Raw genomic sequence first — 25,990 nt, forward strand, 5'->3', positions numbered from 1 at the left:
GCACATGTACGGCAAACAGGCCACGGACGGGGGGCGAATCGGCCGCGCGAACCGCCGCCTGCTTGCATAATCGTCGGCATCGAACTGGAGGGGAACGCCAGTGCCATCCGACGGATGTCCGCGGTGCTTCGCACCGCTCAAGGAGGACGGCAGGCCGAGTTGTGCGTGTGCGGCGGACGCGGCACGGCAATCGGATACGCCGACGACCGGCAGCACGGCGACGACCGGGCAGCGCGCCGAGCCCCGGCTGATCAGACCGTACGTCATGCGCGCGACCGGCGCAGACGGCGGGCAGGACGCGGACGGCGGGAGCGAACCGGGGCCGGGTACCGAGCTGTTGCCGGTGCCGCGCGCGGCCTTCCTGCGGCAGGTGGCGCCGCGCGGCACGGTCGCGCGCGTCGAGGCGGCGGAGCCGGAGCCCGGTGAGGCGCCGCCCGCCGCGGACGGAGATGAGCACCGCCGCCGCCCCGTCGGGCTGCTGCTCGCGGCCGGCGGGGCGGCCGCGGTGATCGCCGGGCTGGTCGTCACCGCGGGGCTGCTGACCGGCGGTTCGGAGTCGGCCGACGCGGGCCCGGGACCGGCCCGGATCAGCACGGGTCCGTCCGGCGGCGGCGAGGCGGACGGCGGCCCGGTGGGCGGCGGCGACGGGGGCGGCGGACCGGTGGACGGCGCGGGCGCGCAGCCCGACGACCGCGCCGGGCGTGACCGCGGCGACGGGGACGCGCCCCCCGACGGCCGCCGGGCCGCCGGCGAGGACCACGCCGGCGACCTCGCGCCGGGCCGCGCGAACGGGCAGATCGGCTCGATCGCCCCCACGGCCCCACCGGCGGACGGCACGTCCCACCCGCCGCCGTCCTCCTCCCCCACCGACGACGCCCCCGCCGTCCCCGTCCTCCCGCCGGTGCTCGGGCCCGGCGACTCGGGAGCCGAGGTGACCGAGTTGCAGCAGCGGCTGCGCCAGGTCGGGCTGGGCCTGTTGCAGCCCGCGGACGGCGCGTACGACGAGGGCGTACGCACCAGCGTGCGCACCTTCCAGTCGGTCAACGGCCTGGAGGAGGACGAGCGCGGCGTCTACGGCCCGGAGACCCGGCAGGAACTGGAGTCGCGCACGGACGAGCCCTGAGCCCCGCGCGCTCCAGCCGGACCCGCGGCGCCGCAAGCGCGCCTGCGTCGTGCTGCGGCACGCCTTCGACCTCTCCGAGCGCGAGACGGCGCACACCCTGGGGATCTCCGTGGGCACCGTCAAGAGCCAGACCGCCAAGGGCGTCGCCCGACTGGAGGCGGCGCTGGGCGGCGGGGCTCAGCCGTCGTCCGGCCGGGTGCGCCGCGCGTAGGCGCGGGCGGCGCGGGCCCGGTCGCCGCAGCGGGTGGAGCACCAGTGGCGGCGGCCGTGGCGCAGCAGGTAGCGGTTGCAGGGGCTGGAGCCGCAGCGGGTGAGGCGGTCCGCGTCGGGTGCGGTCAGCAGGTCGGCGGCGTCGGCGGCGAGGACGGCGAGGGCGCGGTCGAGGATCTCGTTGGTGGGGCACGGCGCCGCGCGGTAGGGGCCGTTCTTCTCGTCCCAGTACAGCAGCGCGGCCGTGGGGGCGCGGCTGAGCGCGTCGTTGACGGCGGCCAGCGCCGCCGGCAGGGCGGGCAGCCCCTCGGCGCGGGCGGCGAACAGCACCCGCAGATGCTCGCGCAGCGAGCGCAGTTGCGCCGCGCACATCTCCCGTATCCCGGCGTCCGCCGGGGCGAGGCCGTGCCCGGTGAGCCAGCGGTTGGCGCCCCCGGGGGTGCCGAGGAGGTCGGTGAACTGCCCCCCGGGCAGCGCCATGGCGCTGTTGACGAAGTCGAGCGAGGGATAGTCCGCGGCCCCGGGCGCGGGAGTGGTTGCCGCCCCGGGGGCGGTGAAGTCGCCGGTCGGGCTCTCGGGCATGCGTCTCATGGTACGGGTTGCCTCCATCCGTGAGGCAGGGCTATGGTCCTCACGGATAATTCTCCTGCCATCCGTGAGGTTCTTCATGGCCGAAACCGGCACGACCGCCGAGCAGTTCCCCGTACGCGTCCTCGGCGGGCCCACCGCCCTCTTCGAGTACGGCGGACTGCGCTTCCTGACCGATCCCACCTTCGACGAGCCCCGCGTCTACGACGTGCCGGGCGGGTCGCTGACCAGGACCGCGCCCCCGGCGGCGGCGCCGGCGGGGCTGGGCCGTATCGACGTGGTCCTGCTCTCGCACGACGAACACCCGGACAACCTCGACGAGTCCGGCAGGGCGCTGCTCGCGGACGTCCCGCTGACGCTGACCACGCCCGGCGGCGGAAAGCGGCTGGGCGCGGGTGCCCGGGGGCTGGCCGACTGGGAGACGGCCGAGCTGGACCGGCCCGGCGGCGGCACGGTCACGGTCACCGCCGTGCCCGCCGTGCACGGTCCCGAGCCGCGCGCGGTCGTGGAGGCGGCGATCGGGGAGGTCACCGGGTTCGTCCTGACAGGTGCGGGGCTGCCCGTCGTCTACGTCAGCGGCGACAACGCCTCGACGGCGGCGGTCGCGGAGACGGCGGAGCGGTTCGGCCCGGTGGACACCGCGATCCTCTTCGCCGGCGCGCCGCGGGTGCCGGTGCTCTTCGGCGGCGAACCGCTGGTCCTGGACAGCGCGCAGGCCGCTGAGGCGGCCCGGGTCCTCGGCGCCCGCCGGGTGGTCCCCGTCCACTACGACAGTTGGTCGCACTTCACCGAGGGCCGCGCCGAACTGGCCGCCGCCTTCGACGCGGCCGGGCTGCGGGACCGGCTCGACTGGGGGCTGCGGGGCTGATCCCGCGGACCGCCCCGCCGGGCGCGCCCCGGCCGGACGGCCCGGGCCCTCCGGCCGGGGCGGTCGCCGGGCCGCGGGTACGGGTCCTGCGGCCGCCCGCACCCGTACCCCGCCCGCCGGACCGCGGGCGGGCGCCGCGTACCGTCGGCGCCGTACCACCGAATCGCACATGCGTCGCACTCCCGACTGAAGGAACCCAGGTGACCACGACCGCGCCCGCCTGGCCCGCCGTCCGCACCCGGGCCCGCGCCCAACGCCGGGCCCTGACCGTCCTGTTCACCGCCCAGGTACTCAGCGGCGCGGGGCTGGCCGCGGGCGTCGTCAACGGCGCGCTGCTGGCGCAGGACATGCTCGGCTCCACGAGCCTGGCCGGGCTGCTCGGCGCGCTGGCCACCGCGGGGGCCGCGCTGGCGGCGGCCGTCGTCGGGCGGCTCTCCGACGCGTACGGCCGCCGCCCCGGGCTGGCCGCCGGGTATCTGGCCGGTGCCGTCGGCAGCGCGGGCGTCGTCGCGGCGGCGATGGCCGGCAGTTCGGCGCTGCTGTTCGCGGCGATGGTCGTCTACGGCGCCGGCACCGCCACGAACCTCCAGGCCCGCTATGCGGGCGCCGATCTGGCGGCCCCCGCGTACCGTGGCCGCGCCGTGTCCACCGTGCTCGTCGCCACCACGCTGGGCGGGGTGGCGGGTCCCAACCTGGCCGTGCCCGCGGGCGATCTGGGCGTCGCGCTCGGCGTCCCGCGGCTGTCCGGGCTGTTCCTCGTCTCGGCCGCCGCGTACGGCGCCGCCGCCCTGGTGCTGGCGGTGTGGCTACGCCCCGACCCGCTGCTGCTCGCGCGCGAACTCGACGCCGCGGAGAACGCCGCCGCGCCGCCCGCGGGGGCGCCGGGCGCGGATCCGGGGGCGGAGTACGGCGCGAAGCCCGCGGCCGGGCGGCGCGGCCCGGGGGTGCTGCCGGGTGCGCTGGTCATGGTGGTCACCCAGCTCGTCATGGTCGCGATCATGACGATGACGCCGGTCCACATGCACGACAACGGCCACGGCACCGCCGCCTCCGGCCTGGTCATAGCCGTCCACATCGGCGCGATGTACCTGCCGGCGCCGCTGTCCGGCTGGCTCGTGGACCGCCGCGGCCCGCTCGTCGTCGCCGTCGCCGCAGGGGTCGCCATGCTGGCCGCGGGGCTGGTCGCGGCCACCACTGCCGAGTCCACCGCCGTGTTCGCGGTGGCCCTCGCGCTGCTGGGGGTGGGCTGGAGCATGGGGCTCGTCAGCGGTACGGCGATGGTCACCAGCGCCATACCGGCCGCCACCCGGGCCCGTACCCAGGGACTGGTCGACGTCGCGATCTCGGCCGCGGGCGCCGGCGGCGGCCTCGCCTCGGGCGCGGTGGTGGCCGGCGCCGGCTATCCGCTGCTGACCGTGGGCGGCGGCATACTCGCGCTCGCCGTCGTGCCCGCGGCCGTCGCCGCGGCCGGCGGGATCAGCCGACGTTGACGCCGTAGTCCGTGGCGATGCCGTGCAGCCCCGAGGCGTAACCCTGGCCGACGGCGCGGAACTTCCACTCCCCGGCCCGCCGGTACAGCTCGCCGAAGACCATGGCGGTCTCGGTCGAGGCGTCCTCGCTCAGATCGAAGCGGACCAACTCGACGCCGTCGCTGCGGTTGACGACCCGGATGAAGGCGTTGCTGACCTGGCCGAAGTTCTGCCCGCGCAGATCGGCGTCGTGGATGGACACCGGGAAGACGATCTTCTCGACCTGCGGCGGGACCAGGCTGAGGTCCACGTTGATCGACTCGTCGTCGCCGTCGCCCTCGCCGGTGAGGTTGTCGCCGGTGTGCTCGACGGAGCCGTCCGGGCTGGTGAGGTTGTTGTAGAAGACGAAGTGCTGGTCGGACAGCACCTTCCCGGACGCGCCGCACATCAGCGCCGAGGCGTCGAGGTCGTGCGCCGCGCCTGTCGTGGTGCGCACGTCCCAGCCGAGCCCCACGGTCACGGCCGTCAGCCCCGGTGCCTCCTTGCTGAGCGAGACGTTGCCGCCCTTGGCCAGGGAAACTCCCACGATCACCCCTCCACCTCTGATGTCCCTTCGCCACCCTACAGGCGGTCGGCACACGTGCGGAGACCTTCTGTCGTACGCCGTACGGGACGGAATCCGCCGGCCGCCCGGGGCGTACCGGCACGGTCTGGGTCAGGTCCGCGCCCGCTGGGTGACGGCGATGCAGGCCAGCACGACCACCGCGGTCACCGGGGCGAGCGGGGCGAGGTGTTCGCCCATGAGCAGCACCGACCAGACGAGGGTGAGCAGCGGCTGGGCGAGCTGGAGCTGGCTCGCCCGCGGCACCCCGATGACGGCCATGCCGCGGTACCAGAGCACGAACCCGCCGAACTGCGCGACCGCCGCGATGTACGCAAGTCCCGCCACCGACTGCCCCGTCAGGTGCACCGGCTCCCGCGGCAGGGCCAGCGCGGCGACGAGGGCGGTGACGGGCAGGGCGGCGACGCAGCCCCAGGCGATGACCTGCCAGCCGGGCATGTGCCCGGCCAGCCGGCCGCCCTGGGCGTAGCCGGCCGCACACAGCAGCAGCGCGCCGAAGAGGTAGAGGTCGCCGGTGCCGGGCAGGCCGCGGCTCTGGCTCAGCGTGAAGGCGAGCACCGCGAGGGCGCCGGTGCCGGCGGCGGTCCAGAACGTACGCGACGGGCGGCGGCCGGTCAGCGCCGCCGAGCAGGCGGCGGTGGCCAGCGGCAGCACGCCGATGACGACGGCGGAGTGGGCGGTGGTCGAGGTCTGCAGGGCCAGCGTGGTCAGCAGCGGGAAGCCGAGGACGCAGCCGCCGGCGACGGTGAGCAGCGCGGCCCGGTCGCGCCGCGGCGGGACCGGCGCCCGGGCGGCGGCCAGGCAGCCCGCGGCGAGCAGGCCGGCCAGCAGGCCGCGTACGCCCGTCGCCGTCCACGGGCCGAGGCCGTCCAGGGCCCAGACGGTGGCGGGGAAGCTGAAGGAGAAGGACACCACGGCGAGGGCGGCCAGGAGCCTGCCGGAGCGGACCGGTATCGCCGCCGGCAGAGTAGCGCTATCTTGTGCTGTCATGAACGACAGTAGCAGTGTCGCCCAGTTGGTCGCGGTCCTGCGTGACGAGCTGAGCCGCTACTCCGAGGGCGAGAAGCTGCCGTCCAGCCGGGCGCTCGTGGCGCGGCACCGGGTGAGCCCCGTGACGGTCTCCCGCGCGATCGCCGCCCTGACCGCCGGAGGGCTGGTGACCAGCAGGCCGGGCGCCGGCGTGTTCAAGGCCCCCGCCCGCGCTCCGGCGCGCGCCCTCGGCGACGTCTCGTGGCAGGAGGTGGCGCTGACCGCGGACCCGCCGTACGCCGCCGTCGACACCGGCCCGCGCGCCGCCGACGCCGCCGGGGTGCTGGCCACGCTCGCCGCCCCGCCCGCGGAGGTCGTCGACCTGAGCGGCGGCTATCCGCACGCCTCACTGCGCCCGGAGCGCGCGCTGGCCGGGGCGCTGGCCCGGGCCGGCCGGCGGCCCGGCACCTGGTCCCGGCCGCCGGTCGCGGGGCTGGCCGAGCTGCGCGACTGGTTCGCCCGCGACATCGGCGGCCCTGCCGGGCCGCTCGGCGCCGCCGACGTACTGGTCACCGCCGGCGGGCAGAGCGGGCTCACCACCGCGCTGCGGGCGCTGGCCGCCCCGGGCTCGGCGGTGCTGGTCGAGTCGCCCACGTACCCGGGGCTGCTCGCCGTGGCCCGCGCCGCGGGGCTGCGTCCTGTGCCGGTTCCTATGGACGCCGACGGCGTACGGGCCGACCTGCTGGCCGAGGCGTTCGCCGCGACCCGCGCCCGGGTGTTCGTCTGCCAGCCGCTGTTCCACAACCCCACCGGCGCCGTGCTGGCGCCGGAGCGGCGCGCGGCCGTGCTCGGCACCGCGCGCGCCGCCGGGGCGTTCGTCGTCGAGGACGACTTCGCGCGCCGGCTCGCGCACGCGGACGCCGCGCCGCTGCCGCCGGCGCTGGCCGCCGACGACCCGGACGGCGTGGTGGTGCACGTCCGTTCGCTGACCAAGGCCGCCTCGCCCAGTCTGCGGGTCGGCGCGCTGTCGGCGCGCGGGCCCGTGCTGGAGCGGCTGCGCGCGGTCCAGGTCGTCGACAGCCTCTTCGTGCCCCGCCCGCTGCAGGAGACCGCGCTCGAACTCGTCGGCTCCCCCGCCTGGGCGAGCCATCTGCGGGCGCTCGCGGGCGCGTTGCGCGAGCGCCGCACCGCCGTGTTGGGCGCGCTGCACGGCGAGTTGCCGGGGCTGGTGCCGGACCGGCTGCCCCTCGGCGGCTACCACCTGTGGCTGCGGCTGCCGGACGGCACCGACGAGGCGGCCGTGGCCGCGGCGGCGCTGCGCCACGGTGTCGCGGTCACGGCCGGGGCCCCGTACTTCACCGCCGAGGCGCCGGCGCCGCACCTGCGGCTGAGCTACGCGGCAGGCGCGGGCACGGCGCAGTTGCGCGAGGGCGTACTCCGGCTGCGCCGCGCGTTCCCCGCCGACTCGCCGCTCGCGGACGGGGGTTGAGGGGCGTAGCGGCGGGCCTCCGCGGTGTCAGCGGTCCAGCAGCTCGTCGATCTTCCGCTCCGCCGCCCGCCACGCCTGCGTGGGTGTCAGCTTCCGCTGCTCGACCGGCAGGATGCCCGCGTCGGTGATCTGCTGCTGGATCGGCTGGTCCTTCGCGCCGAGTTCGAGGGTCGGGATGCTCTTGGCGGCGATGGAGAAGATCTCGCCGGTCGGCGCGTCGTTGAAGTACGGGTGCGTGGCGTCCGCGACCTGCGGCAGCTCGTACGCGGCCTGCGAGCTGGGGAAGCTCGCCCGCTTCTCGAACAGCCTGGCCTGCTGCTCGGGCGCGGTCAGCCAGGCCGCGAGCCGGGCCGCCGCCTCCCGGTGCTCGCCGGCCTCGGGGACGGTGAGGAACGAGCCGCCCCAGTTGGCGGGCTTGGGCGCGGCGGCGATGTCCCACGTGTCGGCGGCCCCGGGGCCCGCCTTCTCCTGTATGTAACCCAGCATCCAGGACGGGCAGATGACGGTCGCGAAGCCGCCCTCGGCGAAGCCCTCGTCCCAGGCGGGGGTGAACTGCTTGAGCCGGGCCGTCATGTCCCCCTGCGCCGCCTGCATCGCCAGGTCCCAGGAGACCTCGACGGCGGGGCTGTCCTTGTAGATGGCCTCGCCCTCGCGGCCGAAGTAGCGCACGGGGAAGCTGCTGATCGAGCCGTTGTAGACGCCGGCGGCCGAGTCGACGAAGGCGGTGCCGGCGGGGGCGTCCGCCATGTAGTCCGCGCCGACGCCGAGGTACTTCTCCCAGTCGGAGAACCACAGGGCGGCGACCTCCTCGCGGCCGGTGGGCAGCCCGGCGGCGCGGAAGAGGTCCTTGCGGTAGCAGACGGCCATGGGGCCGATGTCGGTGCCGAGGCCGACGGTCTTGTTCTCGTCGGTGGTCGCCTGGTCCCACTTCCACGGCAGGAACGCGCCCTCGTCGACGCCGGTCGCGGTGCCGAGGTCGGCGAGCCGGTCGGCGCGGGTGGCGACGACCTCGCCGATGTTGCCGACCTCGACGGCCTGGATGTCGGCGAGCCCGCGGCCGGAGTCGAGGGCGTCGCGCAGCGCCGGGTAGTACTCCTCGTTGCTGGGCGCGGCGTTCTCCACGATGGTGACGCCGGGGTACAGCTTCTCGTACTCGTCGTAGAGCCCGGCCTCCTCGAAGCCGAAGACGCCGAAGACGCCGACCGTCAGCGTGACGGGCCCGCCGTCGCCGCCTCCCCCGCCGTCCGGCGCGGCGGCGGGCGGGCCGTCGTCGAGCAGCGCGCAGCCGGCGAGGAGGCCGGCGGCCAGTGCGGCGGCGAGGGCACGGGACGTGCGTGTACGGGTGCGGTTGCCGGTACGTGGGCGTGTGCGCATGGGACTCCCCCGGAAGCCGCCGCGCCCCCTCCCGGTGACGGGGCGCGGCGTGGCTTGGGAGCGTAGCGTGGGAGCGCTCCCGGGTCATCCCATCTGCACATCTTTCGACTGCCGCGGACGGTTCAGTCGACGATCGCGCCGCAGGTGATGTTCAGTTCGGACGCCGTGATCGACGCGGCCCGGTCGGAGGCCGCGAACGCGGCGGCGTTGCCGACGTCCTCGTACGTCGCGGTCCGGCCCAGCATCGTCGGCTCGACCAGCGAGGCGATCAGTTCGTCGCGGCCCTCGAAGCCCTCCGGGACCGAATCCGGGATCCCGCCGGTCTTCAGCCCGACGACGCGCACGCCGTGCGGGCCCAGTTCGGCGGCGAACTGCTTGCGCAGCATGTCGACGGCGCTCAGCGCGACCTGGAAGCCGCCGATGAAGTAGTCGTGCAGCGGGTCGCCGACGCCGCCGAAGGTGAGCAGCACGCCGGACTTCTGCCGGATCATGTGCCGGGCGGCGGCCTTGGACGTCAGGAAGGTGGTGCGCACGGCGTTGTGGACGGGCGCTTCGAAGTCGCGCAGCGTCATCTCGGCCAGGGGCGTGCCCTGGACGTCGCCCACCGAGACGAGGTTGACGGAGATGTCGACGCTGCCCGCCTCCTTGGCCACGGCGTCGGCGTGCGCGTCGACGGCGGCCTCGTCCAGGGCGTCGAGGACCGCCGTCGACACGGTTCCGCCGGCGTCGCGCACGTTCGCGGCAGCGGCCTCCAGGCGCGCGGGGGTCCGGCTGGCCAGATGCACGGTGGCGCCTTCGCGGGCGAAGCCCAGCGCGACGGCGCGGCCGATGCCGCCGGCGCCGTAGACGAGTGCGTTCTTGTCCTTCAGCAGCATGGTGATCCTCACTTGTCGAACGCGGCTGTGATGGTCCGCAGTTGTCGTACGCGGAGGTGGTACGCGGTCGTCGTCGGGGTCGTCGTCCTCAGTTGCCGAACGCGGGACGGGCGCCGGTGAGCCAGGTGCGCCACCTGCCCTCCTCGCGGGCGGCGGCGCCGGGCGGGGCGCCGTACAGGCGGGCGAGGAGGTTCACCGAGAGCGGGGCGCCGGGGGCCATCGGGAAGCAGGAGAAGGCGTACAGCGCGGGGTACGGCTCGGCGGCGCGCAGCAGTACGTAGCCCGGGCTCCTGTCCTCGACCGTGCCGGCCAGCTCCGGTGCGCCCGCGGGGGTGCGGAACGCGGCCCCGGCGGGTGCCGCCGTGATGCCGAGGAGGCGGTCGAGGACGGCGGCGGCGCGGGGCCGTTGCGCGGCGGGCAGGCCGAGGCCGACGAGCACGCCGACGCTGCCTGCCGGCCGGCCGGCGAAGTGCGTCAGGTAGGCGCGCAGGACGGTCAGCGACATCCGCCAGCCCTCGCCGGCCCTCTCGACCAGGTCCTCCCAGCCCCCGCCGTCGTGCCGGAGGCCGTTGACGACGCGCACGACGCAACTGCCGCCGCCCGCGGCCTCCACGAGGAACTCCGTGGCCAGCGGCGGCGCGTCGGGGCCCGCGGACTCCTCGTAGCCGAAGCGGTGCGGCGGGTCCCAGTCGGTGACGGTGGCGTGCGCGGTCTCGCCGTAGGGCTCGCGGCGCACGGTCATCGCGCCGCCCGCGGCGGGGTCGATGTCGGCGGGGAAGAGCCAGGCGGCGTGTCCCGGCCCGGTGGCGATGGCGCGCCACACCTCGTCGGGGGTGCCGGGGACCGTGATCTCGTGGCTGCTGAGGCGGGCGGTGGGGTCGTCCTCGGTCACGGCCGCCCGCCGCCCTCGGGGCCGTCCGTCGCGCCGGACGCCTCCGGTGTCTCCGGTACGTCCGTCGCGTCCGCCGCTTGTGTGGCGTCCGCCGCTTCCGGTGCCTCCGGCGCGCCGGGGCCGACGTCCTTCGGCACGGGGTGGACGGCGACGGTCAGCCGCTGCCAGCGGCCGTCCTTCGCGGCCTCGTCGTGGTACTTGGAGACCAGCCCGTTGACCGCGGCCGTCAGTTCCTCGGCGAACGCGGCCCGGTCGGCCGGGGAGCGGAACCGCACGGCGGCGTCGAGCCCGTAGACCGGCAGCCGCTTGCGGCCGCGTACGGCGTTGCGGGCCATGCCGCCGACCTCCGCGACGACCCGGGCCGCCAGCGCGACGACGTACGCCGCCGACAGCCGGTCGCCGTCCGGCCGCGGCCCTCCGGCGGCGGCCCCGAGCGCCTCCGGGGAGACCACGTACCCGGCGGCGCTGGCGACGAGCTGCCGCTCCGTCAGCCCGCCCCAGGCGCGGGTGCCTGCGACTTCCACGAGGCCGTGCTTCTCCAGCAGCCGCAGGTGGTAGTTGACCCGCTGCCGGGGCACGCCGAGCCGGCTCGCCAGGGCGGAGGCCGAGGCGGGCGCGCGCAGTTCCGCGAGCAGCCGGGCCCGTACCGGGTCCAGGGCGGCGGCGGCCGAGGCCGGGTCCGCGATCACATCGATGTCCTGCATGCCGCCAAGACTCCCCTTGACAAATAAATTTGTCAAGCACTGAGCTGGGCATCCGCGCCCGATCGGGTACGCGGACACCCGGCCGGCGGCCCGCAATCCGGTTGCCGCGCGGGGAACGCCGCTGACAGGCTCGTCGCCATGACCGCCTTCACCGCACCCGACGGGACCGCGCTCGCCTACCACGACTCCGGTGGCGACGGCGCGCCCGTCGTCTGCCTGCCGGGCGGCCCCATGCAGTCCTCCGCCTACCTCGGCGACCTCGGCGGGCTGACCGCGCACCGCAGGCTGATCCGCCTCGACCCCCGCGGCACCGGCGCCTCCGCCACCCCGGCCGACCCCGCGTCGTACCGCTGCGACCGGCTCGTCGCCGACGTCGACGCGCTGCGCGCGCACCTCGGCCTGGACCGCCTCGACCTGCTCGCGCACTGCGCCGGCGCCAACCTCGCGGTGCTGTACGCGGCCCGCCACCCCGAACGCGTCGGCCGGCTCGCGCTGATCACGCCGAGCGTCGCGGCGGTCGGCATCGAGGTCACCGCGGAGGCCCGGCTGACGACGGCCCGACTGCGGGCGAAGGAGCCGTGGTTCCCCGACGCGTACGCGGCGCTGGAGGACCTGACCGCCGGCCGCGGCGGCGAGCGCGGCGCCATCGCGCCGTTCTTCCACGGCCGCTGGGAAGACGCGGCCCGCGCGCTGGACGCCGCGTCCGACGCGGACCGCAACGCGGAAGCCGCGGCCGCCTACGGCGCCCCCGGCGCCTACGACCCGCCCGCCACCCGCGCCGCCCTGGCCCGCCTCCCGGCCCCCGTGCTGGTCCTGGCCGGCGAGGTGGACGTCAACTCGCCGCCCCCGGCGATGGCCGCGTACGCGGCCCTCTTCCCGAGCCCCCGCCATGCCGTCCAGCCCGCCGCGGGCCACCACCCGTGGCTGGACGACCCGGCGCTCTTCGCGGCGGCCGCGGCGGCGTTCCTGACCGGATCCCCGGCGCGGGCAGAGGAGTTCCCGGGGTGACGACGGAAACGCGACAGGTCCGCGCGCGGCAGACCGCGGACACGGTCACCGTCTACCAGGCGTACGCGCCCGCCGTCGCCGAACCGGCGCTGCGGGCGGGCACGTTCGTGCCGCCGTTCAAGCGCGAGCGGATGACGTGGATCAAGCCGTCGTTCCTGTGGATGATGTACCGCTGCGGCTGGGCCGAGAAGCCCGGCCAGGAGCGGGTGCTGGCCGTCGAGATCAGCCGGCGGGGGTTCGAGTGGGCGCTGCGCCACTCCTGCCTGAGCCACCACGACAGCCGCATGTACCCGACCCGTGACGACTGGCTGGCGGCGAAGAGGACCAGCCCGGTGCGGATCCAGTGGGATCCGGAGCGGGACATGGCGCTGCGGCCGCTGGAGCGGCGCGCGATCCAGATCGGGCTCTCCGGTCCGGCGGTCGGGGGGTACGTCGACGAGTGGATCCGCGGGATCGAGGACGTCACGCCGCTGGCGCGGGAAGTGCGCGCGCTGCTGCGGGAGCAGCGGCGCGAGGAAGCCGCGGCGCTGCTGCCGCGGGAGGAGCCCTGCCCGCTGCCGGACGACGTCCGGGCCCGCATCGGCACGGCGTAGCCGGCGGCCGGCGGGCTGCGGCCCGGTGTGTGGTTGCCGGGGTCCTGTGCGCGGCAGCCGGCGGCCCCCGGCCCCCGGTCAGCCGAGGATCAGGGGGAGCTTCGCCGCCAGCGGCCCGAGGGCGGTGCGCTCCGCTTCGGCGGGGGTGCGGCGGCCGGTGGCGATCAGGAGCGCGTCGGTGTCCGTGAAGGGCTCCGGGAACGCCGCGCCCGCGATCCGCTCCAGCAGGGCCCGGGTCTCGGCCAGGCCCTCGGCGGGCGGTCCCGGCACGTGCGGGAGGTGCGCGATCAGGTCGAGGTGGTGCAGGGTCCACTCCAGGACGTACGCCGCGAGGTAGTCGCCCGCGGTGAGGACCATGTCCTGCGTGCTCACCCGCAGCGCCGGATCGGCGAGTTGCGCGGCCCGGCCCGCGGCGGAGCCGACGTCGTCGAGGTGGAACTTCAGCAGCGCCGGGTCCTCGTACGCCGCGGCCAGCCGGACGGTGAGCGCGTCGAGGGGGTCCGCGCCGGTCGGCGGCTCGTCGCTGACGTGCCAGTAGCGCGCCGCGTCGACCGTCGGCTCGCCGTCGGCGGGGGTGACCAGGGTGATGAGCACGTCCTGCGCGTCGATCACCAGGTGGGAGGCGAGGTCGCGGACGAGCCAGCCCGTGCAGCCTGAGGGCTGCGCGAAGTCCTCGTCGCTCAGACCGGCGACGGCCGCGCGCAGCGCCGCCCAGGAGGGTACGAATTGATCCACCTCGGCAACGTAGTTCGCCCCCGCACCCCGGACAACTCGATTTACGCGCGCCCCTCTTACGGGCGGCGCCCGCTACGGGCGGAGTCCGGCGAACGCCTCCATCCGGCGGTGGTGGTAGTCCAGGTCCTCCCCGTCGTGCTGGACGCCCCGGGCCACGGCGAGCGCGAAGTACGCGCCCTCGCGTCGCAGGCGGTGCCGCATCAACTGCGTCAGCGACTCCTCGTCCAGCGCCTCGGCGGTGCCGCCGGCCTCCAGGTAGGCGTCGGCGAAGCGGCGGGCGTCCGCCGGGTCCTCGCAGAACTCGTCGGCGAACTCCAGCGCCGCGCTGCCCACTTCCACCTCGGGCGGGGCGACCAGGGACTCGTCCCAGTCGAGCACGGCGACGATCCGCGCCGGGTCGGCGCGGTCGACGAGCAGGTTGCCGTGGTAGTAGTCGCCGTGCAGGGCGTGCCGCAGCCGGGCGCGGGCGCTGAACCCGGCCAGCCACGTGTCCAGTTGCGGATCGTGCAGCCGCGGGTCGTCGTACGCCGCGTCGCCGGCGAGACCGGCTTCGAGGAAGCTCGGCTTCGGCCGGGGCGGCAGTCGCGCGCCGGCCAGCGCGCGGTGCAGGCGGGCAAGCATGCGGGCCGCGGCCGTCGCGGAGCGGGGGTCGTCGCGGTCGGCCCAGACACCGTCGGCGTACGGCCAGAGCGACACCGCGCGGCCCTCGACCCGTACGACCGTGGCGCCGTCGTCCCGGCCCGGGACCGGCAGCGGGGCGACCGCCTCGGGGCAGCCGCCGGCCCGCGCGGCGACCGCGACGCGGTGGCACCACTCGGCCTCCGCGGTGTCCTTGTCGTACGCGCCGATCCGCACCACGTGCGCGCCGACCCGCCAGGCGGCGGACTCCTCGCCGCCGTAGAGCCGTTCCGCGGGGCCGGTGACGCCCGTCGCCTCCCGTACCGCCGCCGTCAGCGGCACCTCCACGAAGACCACGCCCGTTCACCTGCCCTTTTCACACTTCCACGACCCCTCCCCGCATTCGATCACAGGGCGGCGCGGCGGCGCCGCACCATTTCCCGGCCGCGGAGCCGGCCCGAGCCCGCGGCCCGTAAATCCCCTTGCGCCCCCGCGCCGCCGCTGGCACCCTGGCCGCCATGACTCCTCGTGGAAAGGCGCACACCGCCTCCCTCTGGTGACCGCGGTGACCTCTGCGCGCGGGGCTTCTCCCCGCTTCGACGGTTCACTTTCCTCTTCCCGCGAACGCCTGTCCCTCGCCGTCGCGCTGCGCGACGACTGGCTGGGGCACGCCTTCTCCACCCTGCCCGCGGACCGGCCGGCGGCAGAAGCAGCCGTCACCGGGCTCTACGGCCTGGCCGGCGCGCCGCCACCGCGGTTCGTCTGGATCCCCTCCCCCGCGGCGGCCCCGCCGGCGCTACGGGACGAGCAACCCGCCTTCGCCCGCCCCCGGCTTCGGGCCGCCGACGCACCCGCGCGATGGGCGGACTGGCCCGTCGCGTCCCGGCTGGCGTCACTGCTGTCCGCGCTGCGCACCCGGCTGAACCGGCGCGTCCCGCGCCCCTGGTCGCTGGGGCACGGCGCGCGCCCTGCATGGCACCAGGTCGCGCACACCATGGCGGCCGAGGACGCACTCGGCGACGGGTACCCGCTGCGCGACATCCTGTGGACCGCCGTCCACGACCCGCTCGCCGCCACCCTGCTCGACGGACCGCGGCCCGCGATCCGCACCGCACTCCTGCCGGCCACCGAAGCCGAACCGCTCGGGCTCACCTTCCACGGCCAGCACGACACCCACTGGATCGGGCACTACGACATCCACGCCCGCCTCGGCCTCGCCGCCTACCGCGCCGCCGACACCCGCCAACTCGCCCTGTGGGCCGCCCTGGCCCGCGCCGCGGGCTGGTGGTGGCCCGGTGACGGGGTGTGCGTCGTCGCGGAGCGGCCCGCCGAGACACACACCGAGCCGCTGCCCGGCGCCCGCCACGGCGAACTGCGGCTGCACCACCCCGGCCGCCCCGCCGTCCGGTACGGCGACGGCGCCGAGGTGTACGCGCTGCACGGCACCGCCGTGCCGCGGTGGGTCGTCACCGAGCCGACGGTGGCGCGGATCCACCGCGAGCCGAACGTCGAGGTGCGCCGCTGCGCCATCGAGCGCATCGGCTGGGACACGTACGTCGACCGGGCAGGACTGCACCTGCTCGCCAAGGCCCCCGACCCCGGCAACGCCGGGTCGCACCTGCACCTCTACCACGTGCCGCGGCGCGTGTGGGGCACACCGGGGCGCGTCCTGCTCGTCGTCAACGGCTCCGTCGAGCCCGACGGGCGGCGCCGCCGGTACGGGCTGAGCGTGCCCCCCGGCATCGACGACCCCGTCGCCGCGGCCGGCTGGTCGTACGGGCTCAGCGGCCCGCAGTACGCGCGGCTCGCCCGCCGCACCTGACGTGCGGCCCTCTCACCGCCTTCCCTTCTCTCACCGGCTTCCCTTCTCTCACCCCGAGGTGATGCACATGACCACGTCCGCAGCCGTGACCCTCGCCGACCTCACCGCCAGGACCGGCCTCGACGTCCTCGCCCACCTGGAGCGCGAGGTGACCATCCCCGTCGTCGCCGGCCTCCAGGCGCAGGGCGACCTCATCGTCGTACCGCTGGCGCTCCTCGACGACGTCACCGTCCCGCCGCACACCCGCTGGAAGGACGTCCCCGCGGGCGGCATAGAGCTGCTGCGCGGCGCCGCCGGCGGCAACCCGCACACGCTCGTCGCCGACCCCGGCACCTGCCGCTGGAGCCGGCGCGTGAACGACTCGCAGCGCCTGGCCCTCGGCGTCCTCGACGCCACGGCGGTCGCGTACCTCATCCACCCGGAACACGGCGCCACGGGCATCGCCCCGGGCACGTACGTCATCAGGCGCCAGCGCGAACGGAGCGAGAGCACGGGGCGGTTGGGCAACCGGTTCATCGCGGACTGACCGCGGCCGGGCGCCCGGGGCGTGCGCCCCGGGCGTGACCGAACCGGACGGGTTCTGTCGTTCGGGACCCTTCCCCGTGTCGTTCCGGTACGGTCCTGGCTTCGGAAACGGCCCGTAGCACAGGGGTGAACCAGTGGCGGACGACGTCGGGGAGCTGATCGAGCGGCTGGCCCTGTGGCGGACCGGGGACGGCGGCTACGACGAGGTGAGCCTCCGGGAACGGGCGATCCTGGCGCTGCAGGAGCGGGGTCCCGATGTCGTCCCCGTGCTCGTCGACCGGCTCGACGCCCTCCTCGCCGACCACGCCGCGCACCTGGAGCGGGTCGGGGCCGTCACCGCGGTGTGGGACGCCTGGTACGAGGAGGGTGACGCCCTCGTCGACGAGCACGGCGTGGGCAAGGTGCTCGAACTGGAGCGGTACCGCACCGTCCCCAGCGACAGCCTCCCCCAGCGCGAGCCCCGGGACGAGCACTACCAGGACCCGTACGACCTCAAGCAGGGCCTCGTGGAGGCGCTGCGCCGCATCGGCGACGACCGGGCCGCGCCCGTCTACGGCCGCGCGCTGCGCGACCGGGCCTGCATCCACTACGCCGCGACGGCGCTGCGCGGCACGCACCTCGACGGCGCCGTGCCCGCGCTGCTCGACGCCGCCGCGAGCATCGAGCCCGACGACATGGCCTTCCCCGAGGTGCTGCGCACGCTGGAGCACTACGGCGCCACGACGGCGCAGATACGGGCCCGGTTCGAGACCGAGTCCGGGCCGCAGGCCCGGGTCAGCCTGATGCACGTGATGAGAAAGCTGCCCGCTGACGGCTCCGGCCGGCCGGCGGACGAGGAGATCGCCGACGCGCTCGTCTACCTCGCGATGAGCCGGTCGCCCACGGACCGGCGCGGGGCCGTCAGGGAGCTGAAGGCGCTCGGCACGCTCGACGCGTTACCGGGGAACGCGGGGGACGCGCGCGGCGCGTGGGACCAGGACTTCGGGGGCGCCGTCATGGACGCGCCGCCGCCCGCCGAGGCGGTCCACGCCGCAATCGTCCTCGCCGCGCACGGCAACCCGCCAGGACACGACGGCGAACTCCGGCGCCGGCTGCGGCACATGGCCGAGGACGCCCCGTCCGCGGCGCGCGCCGTCACCGCCGTGCTCGCGCGCGAGCCGCGGGCCCCCGACGCCGAGCTGGAGCTCGCGCTGCGGCTGGCCCTGCGGCTCCACCCCGACCGGGTGGCGGAGCACCTGCCGCTGCTCCGCGCGCTGCACGGGCTCACTTCGTACCCGGCGGGACGCGACGGCGCGCTGCGCGCGCTGCGCCGCGACGGGATGCTGTTCGTGCTGATGCTGCACGAGGACCCGGTGCTCCGCGAGGAGGCCCGGGCGGTCTTCGAGGACGTGGCCGAGCCGGAGGACCGGGGGCGGTTCGCGGAGTACGAGGCGCTGCGGCTGGGCACCTGGGGGCGGCTGGCGCGCAAGTTCAAGCGGCGCTGAGCGGGCGGGCGCTGGGAGAATCCCCGCGGTTCCGGCGTCCGTGTCCCCGGCGTGCGCGGGGCAGTTGAGGTACGTACCGCCCTGTCCGCCGAGTTCGCCGCCATGCCGGCCGGAGTGGGGCGTCTCGTGGATCAGCGGGGCGCGACGGCCTCGCCGTCCCCCTCCTCGCCGTTGCGGACGGCCGCGAGCCGGCGGCGTACGGGGGCGTAGTGCGCCGCGACGGCCCGGGTGAAGGCGGCCGGGTCGCCGCTGCGCGCGGCGTGCACGAGGGCCGCGTGCGCGGCGGCCGTCTCCGCCCGGTCCTCGCGCGTGGCCATCCGCAACTGCGGGGCGACGATGGCGTACACGTCCCAGAAGGCCATCGAGAGCTGCCCCATCAGCTCGTTTCCCAGCGGCTCGGCCAGCAGGGCGTGGAAGGCCCGGTCCGCCGCCACGAAGTCCGCCTCCCCGCCGCCCGCGTCCGCACGCGTCTTCTCCGCCAGCCCCTCCAGCGCGTCGAGCCGGTCGCCGTCGAGCCGGGCCACGATCCGCTCCGCCATCCCCCGCTCGAACAGCTCCCGCACGTCAACGAGATCGGCCATCACCTGCACGTCGCCCTCCGGGTCGAGCAGCCCGCGGAACGCGAGGCTCTCGACGAGCGCCGACAGGCTCAGCCTGCCGACGTAGGTGCCGTGCCCGTGCCGTACGTCGACGATGTCGAGGGCGTGGAGCGTCTTGACCGCCTCGCGGACACTGGAGCGGCTGGCGCCGAGGGCGGCGCACAGGTCGGCCTCGGTGGGCAGCGGGTCGCCGGGGCGCAGCCGGTTGGCGAGGATGTAGCGCTTGATGCCCTCGGTGACCTCCAGCCGGAGCAGGGATCTGCCGGTGGGTGTCCCGGCCGCGCGAGCCGCGCTCGTACGGACGTCCATGGCACGGGCCTCGGTCATGCGCGCACACTCCCGCCTCTTGACCCGTTTCGACCCCCGGGCTACGGTCACACGCTATCAGGCATCGGACATCAGACATCTGATCTCTTGCTCCTCTCGTTCTGCTCCACCTGCCTCTGCCCCCGCCTTCGTTGACATGCCGTACGTACCGGGAGGACGCGTGCCCCGCCGCAACCGACCCGCCGCCGGGCCGCGATGACCGTCGTCGCCGCGCTCGACATCGGCGGTACGAAGACCGCCGCCGCCCTGGTCGACGAGAACGGGCGGCTGCTGCACCGCCGCACCGCGCCCACGCCGGCCGCCGCCGGGCCCGCGGCGGTCCTCGACGCCGCGGCGGCGGCCGTGGCGGAACTGGCCGCGGAGGGCGGCCCGTACGCGGCCGTCGGCGTCGGCAGCGCGGGTGTGATCGACGCCGCGGCCGGCACCGTGCTCTCCGCCACCGCCGCACTGCCCGGGTGGACCGGCACCGCGCTCCGCGACGAACTCGGCCGCCGCCTCGGCGTACCCGTCGCCGTCGACAACGACGTGCACGCGCACGCGCTCGGCGAGACCTGGCGCGGCGCGGCGGCCGGCCGTGCGCACGTGCTGCTCGTCGCGGCGGGCACCGGCATCGGCGGCTCGCTGATCCTCGGCGGCCGGCCCCACCGGGGCGCCCGCTCCGCGGCGGGACACCTGGGCCACCTGCCCGTCCCGTACGCGGCGGGCCGCCCGTGCGCCTGCGGCGGTACGGGCCACGCGGAGGCGGTCGCGGCGGGTCCGGCGATGGCGGCGGAGTACGGCCGCCGCGCCGGGGAGGCGGCGGGGGAGGACCCGGCTACGGGCCGCGGTCTCGCGGTCGTCGCGGAGCGGGCGGCGGCCGGGGACGCGGTGGCGGTGGCGGTGCTGACGGAGGGCGCGGCGGCGCTGGGCGAGGCCGTGGGCGGGCTCGTCAACGCGCTCGACCCCGAACTCGTCCTCGTCACCGGCGGCGTGAGCCGGTGCGGCCCGGTCTGGTGGCGCCCGCTGCGCGCGGCGATCACGGCGACGGCGCTGCCCCTGCTGTCGGACGTCCCGGTCGTGCCGGGAGAGCTGGGAGACGACGCGGCGCTGCTCGGCGCCGCACGGCTCGCGCTGGAGGCGGTCGCGTGAGCGCGCGGAGCGGCTTCGGCGATCGCGACGGCGACGGCTGCCGGGGCGGGGCTGGGGCTCTTCTCGCGCGACTGCGCGGGCGGTTGGTGGTCTCCTGCCAGGCGTACCCGGGCGAGCCGCTGCGCGACCCCGACACCATGCGCCGCATGGCGCTGGCCGTGCTCGACGGCGGGGCCGCGGGCATCCGCGCGCAGGGGCTCGCGGACCTGCGGGCGATCCGGGCCGCGACCGGCGCGCCGCTGATCGGGCTCTGGAAGGACGGGGACGGCGGCGTCGTCATCACGCCCACGGCGGCGCACGCGCGGGCGGTCGCGGAGGCTGGCGCGGACGTCGTCGCCGTCGACGCCACGGCCCGCCCGCGGCCGGACGGCCGGGACGTGGCGGAGTCGTTCGAGGCGGTGCGGCGGGCGGGCAGGCTCGTGATGGCCGATGTCTCGACGTACGAGGAGGGGCTGCGGGCGGCCGACTCGGGCGCCGACCTGATCGGCACCACCCTCTCCGGCTACACCGACCGCTCCCCCGCCCCCGGCGCGGGTCCCGACCTCGCTCTGGTGGAGCGGCTGGCGGCGGCGGTGCGGGTGCCGGTGCTCGCGGAGGGGCGGATCGGGACGCCGGCCGAGGCGGCGGAGGCGCTGGCGCGCGGTGCGTACGCGGTGGTCGTCGGTACGGCGATCACCCACCCGACAACCCTCACCCGCCAGTTCACCACCGCACTCGACGCCACCCGCCCCCGCGGGTGACCCGGCCCGGCGCGCCCTGACGATCGACGAATGACAACTGACAGATAACAGATGACTGTCATCGTCCGCGAAACAACAGCACACGCACGGGAAGCCCAGCGCCCGCCCCCTCCTCGGCCGTCCGCCCTCAGCCGTCAGCCGTGGTACGAGATGTAGCCGTTACCGTCCCGGTCGTTGGCGCTCTTGGTGTACTTGTGCACGTCCGCCCGGCTGCCGCTCGACTTGACCAGGTAGATCGTGTCCTTGTCGTTGTTCCACATGAAGTTGCAGTTGTCGCGGTAGACGACGTTGTCCGCGTCCGAGTCGCGGCCGTTACCGCCGCGCAGCTTCACCTGGTCGCCGGGCTGCAGATAGTGGTTCGCGCGGAACGTGAACCGGTTCCCGGCGGCGTCCTTGACGACCCATCCTTTCAGGTTCACCGTCCGGCTGGACGAGTAGTTCTTGATCGCCAGATATTCCTTGTGGGTGTTCCCGCCGGAACACCTGTTGGAATCCCGGCCGGGTGCGTCGTACTGGACGCCGCGGACCTTCAGCGGCGAGCTGTACTCGGCGGCCTGTGCCGGCGTGACGGCGAGCATCGTCAGCGCGCCGCCGGCGGCGGCGATGGCGGTGACGACTCCGTGGTTGCGCATGTGTGCGAACCCCCCATGTCTCGATTCGGCAGGAGGTTATGCGCGTAGCGCCGCACGGCGGGCGTGCCGAGAGGGCACCCGGAACGGCCTGTCCGGCCCTTGCGCCACCATGCGCCGTGAGCCCCGGTTTCCACGGGCCGGGGCAGTGCGTTCTCCTTTCGGATGTCCGGCGCGGACGGCTTGGTGGGCGTAGTCCCACCTCAAGGCGGCCCGGCACCGGTCGGAGGCGGCCAGTGTCCGCGAAGCGGCCCTGGCGTCCAACGGACCAGGGAGGTCAGGATCTTGAGCCATGCGTGCAGTCGTCTTCGATATGGACGGGACGCTCTTGGACAGCGTCCCCACGGTGTCCCGGGCATACGCCGACGCGATTCACTCGCTCGGCGGCCCGCCGGTGACGCCGGATGAGGTGGTCGCCGGCTGGCATGTCGGCCACACGGAACTGGTTCTGGCACACTTTCTCGGCCGCGCATGCGGCCCCGCCGAGGTCGAACGCTTCCACGCGCACCTGGACCCGGCGATCGCCGGGCTGCGCCCTTTCCCCGGCATCCCGGCCCTGCTCGACGACCTCGCCGGCGCGGGCCTGCGGCTCGGCGTGTTCACGGCGGCCACGCGGCGAGTGGCCGCGAGCATGCTCGCTGCCGCCGGCCTCGGCATGCGGTTCGAGGTGGTCGTCGCCGGCGACGAGGTGGACCGCCCCAAGCCGGCGCCGGACGGGCTGTTGCTGGCCGGGCGGCGGCTCGGAGTTCCGGCCGGGGCAACCGCATACGCGGGCGACGCCGCAGTCGACCTCGGCTGCGCCCACGCGGCAGGGGCGCAGGGCGTGCACGCCGCATGGGGCGCGCGCACCGGTGTCGGTGCCGGAGCTCACCTGGTCGCCGTGCGTCCGCACGATCTGGTCCCCTTGCCGGCGCCGCCCGGCAGGCACACCCCCGGCCCTGTCACCGCCACTGGTTGATTGCCGCGGCCGGCACGGTCGCGTCCGTGCCGGCCGGCAAGCTCGTCGTACCTGCCGGCCACGGCGCGATTCCTCTGGGGCGGTTGATTTCGCACTCAGCCGCGTGGCGCTGATGGTGCTGCAGATCCCTCGTCTGCACACGTGGGCGCGGTTCTTCCGAGAGGCGTGCGCCTTTCAGGCGACGCCCAGTTTTGCGGCGTCCGGGGCGAAGACCGTCATCCAGTGCGGGGTGAGCCGGTAGAAGACGACTTCCTCGTCCCAGCGGAAGGCGTTCTCGCCGTAGAAGTCCTTGAAGTACGCGAGGAGTTCCGGCCACTCGGGGTCCGGCTCCCCCTCCGCCGGGTTGAGGGTGATCGCGTCGCCGTGGGTGAACACGCCGAGGTCCTCGCCGCGCATGTGCGCCACGCTGGCCGCCGGGCGGGCGGTGAGGTGGCGGGCCTTGGCGGCGGTGCGGGCGGTGCCGAAGTACCAGGTGCCGTGGAGGAAGTGGCCGTCGGCGCCGCTGATGCGGGGTTCGCCCTTGGCGGTCACGGTGGACAGGGCGAGGGTGCACATCCCGGTGAGGACGCGGGTGAGCTGGTCGGCGGTGAGTGTGCGGTCGGTGTTGATGATCGAGCGGAGGTGGCCGGTGGAGCGGGCCAGGGAGGTGTCGAGCAGTTCCTGGAGGCGTCGGAGTTCTTCGGGGGTTTCGCGCATCCGGTCACGGTAGCGGGGCAGGTAGCCCTCGGCCGGGTGTTCGGGGGTGCGTCACATCGGCGTGTTCTCGCGGGTCAGATACATGAGAGGCGACGGTGAGAGGACCGGGCTTTGAAGAGTGAACACGACTGGCTGGCGGAGCGCTTCGAGACGGATCGGCCCCGGTTGCGCGCGGTGGCGTACCGGATGCTCGGGTCGGTCCCGGAGGCCGACGACGCCGTCCAGGAGGCGTGGATCCGGCTCAGCCGCTCGGACACCAGCGAGGTGGAGAACCTGCGCGGCTGGGTCACGACGATCGTCGCCCGGGTGTCGCTGAACATGCTGCAGTCCCGCAGGTCCCGCCCCGAGGTGCTGGTGGACACGTCGGATGCGGGCGATCCGCAGGACGAGCTGTCGCCGGAGGATCCGGAGGAGGAGGCGGTGATCGCCGACTCGGTCGGGCTGGCGCTCCTCGTCGTCCTGGACACGCTGACGCCGGCCGAACGGCTGGCGTTCGTGCTGCACGACATGTTCGCCGTGCCGTTCGAGGAGATCGCGACGATCGTCGACCGCTCCCCCGCCGCTGCCCGGCAGCTCGCCAGCCGGGCGCGGCGGCGTGTGCAGCGGTCGACGCCGACGGCGCGGCGGGGGGAGGCTTTCGGTGTGTACGATGCCGCCGCCTCTTTCCCTTCGGGGAAGTCGGATCTGGCGACGGCGTTTCTCGCGGCGTCGCGGGAGGGGAATTTCGAGGCGCTGCTGGCGATGCTGGCGCCGGACATCGTGCTGCGTACGGATGCGGCGGCGATGCGGATGAGTCTGGAGGCCGGGCTGCGGGGGATGCATCCGATCACGGATGTGCCGGAGATCCGCGGTGCGGACGCGGTGACGCGGGTGTTCGCGGGACGGACGTGGAATCCGGCTCCGGCGCTGATCGACGGTGCGGCGGGGCTGGTGTGGCAGGTGCGCGGGCGGCCGCATGTGGCGTTCTGTTTCGCTACGGAGAACGGCAGGATCACGGAGATCGACATCAGGGCCGATCTCGACGGTCTCGCCATCGTTTTCGAGTAGGCGCCCCGGATGCGGGGCGAATGATAACAGTAACCTGCCACGGTCGGGCTCCTATCAGCCGTCCGGGGCGCGACCTAAGGTGTGTGCATGGACGAATCTACCGATGTCACCGAGCAGTTGCTGGATTTATCCCAGGGCTATCTGCGGACGGCCGCGTTGCATGCGGCCGCGGAGTTGCGGCTCGCCGATCTGCTGGCCGGGGGTCCGCGGAGCGCGGACGACCTGGCGGCGGAGGCGGGGCTCGACGGCCCGTATCTGGCACGGCTGCTGCGTTATCTGGCGGCGTACGGGGTGTTCCGGCAGGAGGACGACGGCCGGTTCGCGCTGACGCCGCTGGCGCAGTTGCTGCGTGAGGATGTGCCGGGGTCGATGCGCTCGTATGTGGAGATGCACGGCCACGAGATCTTCCTGCGTTCTGCGACGGGGCTTTCCGAGGCGGTCCGTACGGGCGGGAATCCGTTCGAGGCCGAGTTCGGGATGCCCTTTTACCAGTATCTGTTCGGCAACCGTGAGCTGGGCATGCGGTTCGACGCGAGTATGGCGTCGTTCTCGGAGGCGTTGAGCGATCAGGTCGCCGCGGCGTACGACTTCGGTTCCGCCCGCAAGGTGGTGGACGTGGGCGGTGGCCGCGGCGGGCAGTTGCTGGCGATTCTGCGGCGTAACGCGCATCTTGAGGGCACGCTGATGGACCGTGAGCCGGTGGTGGCGGCGCATGTGCTGGATGTGCCGGAGCTGTCGGGCCGGTGGGAGGCGGTGGGCGGCGACTTCTTCGCGGCGGTGCCGGAGGGTGGGGACGTCTACATCCTGAAGCACGTGCTGGCGAGCTGGCCCGACGATCAGTGCGTGCGGATCCTGGAGGTGTGCCGGGACGCCATGCCGGACGGCGGCCGGATGCTCATGGTCAACGCGCTGGTGCCGGAGGGGAACGAGCCGCATCCGGCGAAGGACGTGGACATGGTGATGCTGACGGTCCTGAACGGCAAGGGCAGGACGCAGGCGGAGTACGAGGCTCTGATGCGCAAGGCGGGGCTGGTGCCGGCGCAGGTGCTGCACGTCTCGCCGCACGCCGCGATCATCGAGGCGGCGAAGGTCTGAGACCTGACGGCCGGGGCGCGCCTAGGGCGGCGCGGGCGGCCGGCGGCCCGGAGGGATCCGGGGCGCCGGCCGCCCGCGCCGTTGGCCGTGGTGCGGGCGCGGCGCCCGCGGGCGCCGCGCGCGGCTACGGCTGGAGGCGGACGGCGGTCCAGCCGTCGCCGTCGCGGTCGTAGCGCAGCCGGAGGTGGAGCCGGTCGGGGCGGTGGGCCCAGAACTCGATGTCGTGGGGCTGCAGCCGGTAGCCGTAGAAGCGCTCGGGGCGGTCGAGGGCCTTGCCGTCGGCGCCGAGGCGGGCGGCTTCTGCGCGCAGCGCGGCCGGGTCGGCGAGCGGTTCGCTCTGCCGGGAGGCCGCGGACATGGCGTGCAGCGGGATGGCCCGGGCCTGCCAGAGGCTGTCGGATTCGGCGAGGGCGACGGGTTCGACGGGTCCGGAGAGTTTGATCTGCTGGCCGGTCTCGCGCCAGTAGAGGAGTCCGGCGGCCCAGTTGTTCTCTTCGATCTCGCGGCCCTTGCGGCTGGTGGCGTGGCTGGTGAACAGCACGCCGCGGTCGTCGACGGCGCTGACGAGGACGATGCGGGAGGAGGGCCGGCCGCGTTTGTCGGCGGTGGCCAGGGCGAGCGCCTTGGGTTCGCGGACCTGCAGTTCGACGGCGCGGTCGAGCCAGCGCTGTACGAGGGTCACGGGGTCGGCGGGCGGGTCGTCGTACTCGGGGAAGTCCGCGTCGTTCTCGACGGTGAGGCTTTCGAACTTGCTGGTGTGCATCTGGTGCCTTTCTGCGGTGGCCGCCCGCCGGGCGTCCGGG

General features: G+C 75.2%; 27 protein-coding genes and 1 pseudogene. 15 read left to right on the forward strand and 13 right to left on the reverse strand.

Features of this window, described 5'->3' with window-relative positions; all coding sequences use genetic code 11:
- Positions 1–265: 265 nt before the first annotated feature.
- Together CXR04_RS03430 and CXR04_RS03435 are read left to right on the forward strand one after the other, a co-directional pair.
- Entirely contained in the window at positions 266–1,123 is an 858-nt protein-coding gene (locus CXR04_RS03430; protein WP_101420423.1) for a peptidoglycan-binding domain-containing protein, read from the forward strand.
- 31 nt (positions 1,124–1,154) lie between these two features.
- A pseudogene (locus CXR04_RS03435) lies at positions 1,155–1,334 on the forward strand (sigma factor-like helix-turn-helix DNA-binding protein); the annotation flags it as partial.
- On the opposite strand, the gene CXR04_RS03440 reads toward CXR04_RS03435, so the two are convergent.
- Positions 1,301–1,915 (reverse strand): ABATE domain-containing protein, encoded by a 615-nt coding sequence (locus CXR04_RS03440; RefSeq protein WP_101420424.1) that lies wholly within the window; start codon positions 1,913–1,915, stop codon positions 1,301–1,303. The pseudogene CXR04_RS03435 and the gene CXR04_RS03440 overlap by 34 nt on opposite strands.
- 85 nt (positions 1,916–2,000) lie before the next feature.
- Here CXR04_RS03440 and CXR04_RS03445 point away from each other — a divergent pair, with 85 nt between their 5' ends.
- Positions 2,001–2,789, forward strand: a complete 789-nt coding sequence (locus CXR04_RS03445) for an MBL fold metallo-hydrolase (RefSeq protein ID WP_101420425.1) — start codon at positions 2,001–2,003, stop codon at positions 2,787–2,789.
- Positions 2,790–2,989: 200 nt separating this feature from the next.
- Positions 2,990–4,279 (forward strand): MFS transporter, encoded by a 1,290-nt coding sequence (locus CXR04_RS03450; RefSeq protein ID WP_101420426.1) that lies wholly within the window; start codon positions 2,990–2,992, stop codon positions 4,277–4,279.
- Here the strand turns inward: CXR04_RS03450 and CXR04_RS03455 are convergent.
- Positions 4,266–4,844, reverse strand: coding sequence for a TerD family protein (locus CXR04_RS03455; protein WP_101426167.1), 579 nt, complete (start codon positions 4,842–4,844; stop codon positions 4,266–4,268). The two genes, CXR04_RS03450 and CXR04_RS03455, sit on opposite strands and share 14 nt — an antisense overlap.
- Before the next feature lie 129 nt (positions 4,845–4,973).
- Entirely contained in the window at positions 4,974–5,795 is an 822-nt protein-coding gene (locus CXR04_RS03460; protein ID WP_324843322.1) for a DMT family transporter, read from the reverse strand.
- Positions 5,796–5,868: 73 nt separating this feature from the next.
- On the opposite strand from CXR04_RS03460, the gene CXR04_RS03465 reads away from it, so the two are divergent.
- Positions 5,869–7,338, forward strand: a complete 1,470-nt coding sequence (locus CXR04_RS03465) for an aminotransferase-like domain-containing protein (RefSeq protein WP_101420427.1) — start codon at positions 5,869–5,871, stop codon at positions 7,336–7,338.
- A 27-nt stretch (positions 7,339–7,365) separates the two neighbouring features.
- Here the strand turns inward: CXR04_RS03465 and CXR04_RS03470 are convergent, their stop codons facing one another.
- The 4 genes from CXR04_RS03470 to CXR04_RS03485 all read right to left on the reverse strand — a co-directional run bounded on the left by CXR04_RS03470 (position 7,366) and on the right by CXR04_RS03485 (position 11,183).
- On the reverse strand, positions 7,366–8,712 hold the full coding sequence (locus CXR04_RS03470; RefSeq protein WP_101420428.1) for an ABC transporter substrate-binding protein: 1,347 nt from the start codon (positions 8,710–8,712) through the stop codon (positions 7,366–7,368).
- A 122-nt stretch (positions 8,713–8,834) separates the two neighbouring features.
- On the reverse strand, positions 8,835–9,587 hold the full coding sequence (locus CXR04_RS03475; RefSeq protein WP_101420429.1) for an SDR family NAD(P)-dependent oxidoreductase: 753 nt from the start codon (positions 9,585–9,587) through the stop codon (positions 8,835–8,837).
- Between the two features lie 88 nt (positions 9,588–9,675).
- Positions 9,676–10,479 carry an SRPBCC family protein gene (locus CXR04_RS03480; protein ID WP_101420430.1) on the reverse strand — a complete coding sequence of 268 codons (804 nt, stop codon included), beginning with the start codon at positions 10,477–10,479 and terminating at the stop codon, positions 9,676–9,678.
- Positions 10,476–11,183, reverse strand: coding sequence for a helix-turn-helix domain-containing protein (locus CXR04_RS03485; protein ID WP_101420431.1), 708 nt, complete (start codon positions 11,181–11,183; stop codon positions 10,476–10,478). Before CXR04_RS03485 ends, CXR04_RS03480 begins: the two co-directional genes overlap by 4 nt.
- Positions 11,184–11,321: 138 nt before the next feature.
- Here CXR04_RS03485 and CXR04_RS03490 point away from each other — a divergent pair, with 138 nt between their 5' ends.
- Both CXR04_RS03490 and CXR04_RS03495 read left to right on the forward strand, forming a co-directional pair.
- Entirely contained in the window at positions 11,322–12,191 is an 870-nt protein-coding gene (locus CXR04_RS03490) for an alpha/beta fold hydrolase (RefSeq protein WP_101420432.1), read from the forward strand.
- Positions 12,188–12,784 (forward strand): DUF4291 domain-containing protein, encoded by a 597-nt coding sequence (locus CXR04_RS03495; protein ID WP_101420433.1) that lies wholly within the window; start codon positions 12,188–12,190, stop codon positions 12,782–12,784. Before CXR04_RS03490 ends, CXR04_RS03495 begins: the two co-directional genes overlap by 4 nt.
- Positions 12,785–12,862: 78 nt before the next feature.
- Here CXR04_RS03495 and CXR04_RS03500 read toward each other — a convergent pair whose 3' ends face one another.
- Entirely contained in the window at positions 12,863–13,519 is a 657-nt protein-coding gene (locus tag CXR04_RS03500) for a maleylpyruvate isomerase N-terminal domain-containing protein (protein WP_101420434.1), read from the reverse strand.
- A 72-nt stretch (positions 13,520–13,591) separates the two neighbouring features.
- Positions 13,592–14,494, reverse strand: a complete 903-nt coding sequence (locus CXR04_RS03505) for a phosphotransferase enzyme family protein (RefSeq protein WP_101420435.1) — start codon at positions 14,492–14,494, stop codon at positions 13,592–13,594.
- A gap of 208 nt (positions 14,495–14,702) precedes the next feature.
- On the opposite strand from CXR04_RS03505, the gene CXR04_RS03510 reads away from it, so the two are divergent.
- The 3 genes from CXR04_RS03510 to CXR04_RS03520 all read left to right on the forward strand — a co-directional run bounded on the left by CXR04_RS03510 (position 14,703) and on the right by CXR04_RS03520 (position 17,968).
- Positions 14,703–15,959, forward strand: a complete 1,257-nt coding sequence (locus CXR04_RS03510; RefSeq protein ID WP_234380034.1) for a DUF6745 domain-containing protein — start codon at positions 14,703–14,705, stop codon at positions 15,957–15,959.
- A 67-nt stretch (positions 15,960–16,026) separates the two neighbouring features.
- Complete coding sequence (locus CXR04_RS03515) at positions 16,027–16,485, forward strand: hypothetical protein (protein ID WP_234380035.1); 459 nt, start codon at positions 16,027–16,029, stop codon at positions 16,483–16,485.
- 133 nt (positions 16,486–16,618) lie between these two features.
- Entirely contained in the window at positions 16,619–17,968 is a 1,350-nt protein-coding gene (locus CXR04_RS03520; protein WP_101420438.1) for a hypothetical protein, read from the forward strand.
- Between the two features lie 131 nt (positions 17,969–18,099).
- On the opposite strand, the gene CXR04_RS03525 is transcribed toward CXR04_RS03520, so the two are convergent.
- On the reverse strand, positions 18,100–18,894 hold the full coding sequence (locus CXR04_RS03525; protein ID WP_101420439.1) for a FadR/GntR family transcriptional regulator: 795 nt from the start codon (positions 18,892–18,894) through the stop codon (positions 18,100–18,102).
- A 195-nt stretch (positions 18,895–19,089) separates the two neighbouring features.
- Here CXR04_RS03525 and CXR04_RS03530 point away from each other — a divergent pair, with 195 nt between their 5' ends.
- The gene (locus CXR04_RS03530) at positions 19,090–20,022 is read left to right on the forward strand and encodes an ROK family protein (RefSeq protein ID WP_101420440.1); all 933 of its coding nucleotides are present in this window, start codon (positions 19,090–19,092) and stop codon (positions 20,020–20,022) included.
- Positions 20,019–20,762, forward strand: a complete 744-nt coding sequence (locus CXR04_RS03535; protein WP_234380036.1) for an N-acetylmannosamine-6-phosphate 2-epimerase — start codon at positions 20,019–20,021, stop codon at positions 20,760–20,762. Before CXR04_RS03530 ends, CXR04_RS03535 begins: the two co-directional genes overlap by 4 nt.
- A gap of 134 nt (positions 20,763–20,896) precedes the next feature.
- Here CXR04_RS03535 and CXR04_RS03540 read toward each other — a convergent pair whose 3' ends face one another.
- Positions 20,897–21,394, reverse strand: a complete 498-nt coding sequence (locus CXR04_RS03540) for a lamin tail domain-containing protein (protein WP_101420441.1) — start codon at positions 21,392–21,394, stop codon at positions 20,897–20,899.
- A 289-nt stretch (positions 21,395–21,683) separates the two neighbouring features.
- Here CXR04_RS03540 and CXR04_RS03545 point away from each other — a divergent pair, with 289 nt between their 5' ends.
- Positions 21,684–22,349, forward strand: a complete 666-nt coding sequence (locus CXR04_RS03545) for an HAD family hydrolase (RefSeq protein ID WP_101420442.1) — start codon at positions 21,684–21,686, stop codon at positions 22,347–22,349.
- A 174-nt stretch (positions 22,350–22,523) separates the two neighbouring features.
- On the opposite strand, the gene CXR04_RS03550 is transcribed toward CXR04_RS03545, so the two are convergent.
- On the reverse strand, positions 22,524–23,045 hold the full coding sequence (locus tag CXR04_RS03550; protein ID WP_101420443.1) for a pyridoxamine 5'-phosphate oxidase family protein: 522 nt from the start codon (positions 23,043–23,045) through the stop codon (positions 22,524–22,526).
- A gap of 165 nt (positions 23,046–23,210) precedes the next feature.
- Here CXR04_RS03550 and CXR04_RS03555 point away from each other — a divergent pair, with 165 nt between their 5' ends.
- Positions 23,211–24,092, forward strand: coding sequence for a sigma-70 family RNA polymerase sigma factor (locus tag CXR04_RS03555; RefSeq protein ID WP_234380674.1), 882 nt, complete (start codon positions 23,211–23,213; stop codon positions 24,090–24,092).
- Positions 24,093–24,179: 87 nt separating this feature from the next.
- Positions 24,180–25,187: a methyltransferase gene (locus CXR04_RS03560; protein ID WP_101420444.1), complete on the forward strand. Its 1,008-nt coding sequence runs from the start codon at positions 24,180–24,182 to the stop codon at positions 25,185–25,187.
- A 124-nt stretch (positions 25,188–25,311) separates the two neighbouring features.
- Here the strand turns inward: CXR04_RS03560 and phzG are convergent, their stop codons facing one another.
- On the reverse strand, positions 25,312–25,950 hold the full coding sequence (gene phzG, locus CXR04_RS03565) for a phenazine biosynthesis FMN-dependent oxidase PhzG (RefSeq protein ID WP_101420445.1): 639 nt from the start codon (positions 25,948–25,950) through the stop codon (positions 25,312–25,314).
- Between the last annotated feature and the right edge of the window lie 40 nt (positions 25,951–25,990).

Source organism: Streptomyces sp. CMB-StM0423 (assembly GCF_002847285.1).
In the GTDB taxonomy this organism is placed as follows: domain Bacteria; phylum Actinomycetota; class Actinomycetes; order Streptomycetales; family Streptomycetaceae; genus Streptomyces.

Bases quoted from the DNA above. Each gene is read 5' to 3' on its own strand.
- CXR04_RS03430 (WP_101420423.1), top strand. From the start codon at position 266: ATGCGCGCGACCGGCGCAGACGGCGGGCAGGACGCGGACGGCGGGAGC.
- CXR04_RS03440 (WP_101420424.1), bottom strand. From the start codon at position 1,915: ATGCCCGAGAGCCCGACCGGCGACTTCACCGCCCCCGGGGCGGCAACC.
- CXR04_RS03445 (WP_101420425.1), top strand. From the start codon at position 2,001: ATGGCCGAAACCGGCACGACCGCCGAGCAGTTCCCCGTACGCGTCCTC.
- CXR04_RS03465 (WP_101420427.1), top strand. From the start codon at position 5,869: ATGAACGACAGTAGCAGTGTCGCCCAGTTGGTCGCGGTCCTGCGTGAC.
- CXR04_RS03470 (WP_101420428.1), bottom strand. From the start codon at position 8,712: ATGCGCACACGCCCACGTACCGGCAACCGCACCCGTACACGCACGTCC.
- CXR04_RS03475 (WP_101420429.1), bottom strand. From the start codon at position 9,587: ATGCTGCTGAAGGACAAGAACGCACTCGTCTACGGCGCCGGCGGCATC.
- CXR04_RS03485 (WP_101420431.1), bottom strand. From the start codon at position 11,183: ATGCAGGACATCGATGTGATCGCGGACCCGGCCTCGGCCGCCGCCGCC.
- CXR04_RS03490 (WP_101420432.1), top strand. From the start codon at position 11,322: ATGACCGCCTTCACCGCACCCGACGGGACCGCGCTCGCCTACCACGAC.
- CXR04_RS03515 (WP_234380035.1), top strand. From the start codon at position 16,027: ATGACCACGTCCGCAGCCGTGACCCTCGCCGACCTCACCGCCAGGACC.
- CXR04_RS03525 (WP_101420439.1), bottom strand. From the start codon at position 18,894: ATGACCGAGGCCCGTGCCATGGACGTCCGTACGAGCGCGGCTCGCGCG.
- CXR04_RS03530 (WP_101420440.1), top strand. From the start codon at position 19,090: ATGACCGTCGTCGCCGCGCTCGACATCGGCGGTACGAAGACCGCCGCC.
- CXR04_RS03540 (WP_101420441.1), bottom strand. From the start codon at position 21,394: ATGCGCAACCACGGAGTCGTCACCGCCATCGCCGCCGCCGGCGGCGCG.
- CXR04_RS03545 (WP_101420442.1), top strand. From the start codon at position 21,684: ATGCGTGCAGTCGTCTTCGATATGGACGGGACGCTCTTGGACAGCGTC.
- CXR04_RS03550 (WP_101420443.1), bottom strand. From the start codon at position 23,045: ATGCGCGAAACCCCCGAAGAACTCCGACGCCTCCAGGAACTGCTCGAC.
- CXR04_RS03560 (WP_101420444.1), top strand. From the start codon at position 24,180: ATGGACGAATCTACCGATGTCACCGAGCAGTTGCTGGATTTATCCCAG.
- phzG (WP_101420445.1), bottom strand. From the start codon at position 25,950: ATGCACACCAGCAAGTTCGAAAGCCTCACCGTCGAGAACGACGCGGAC.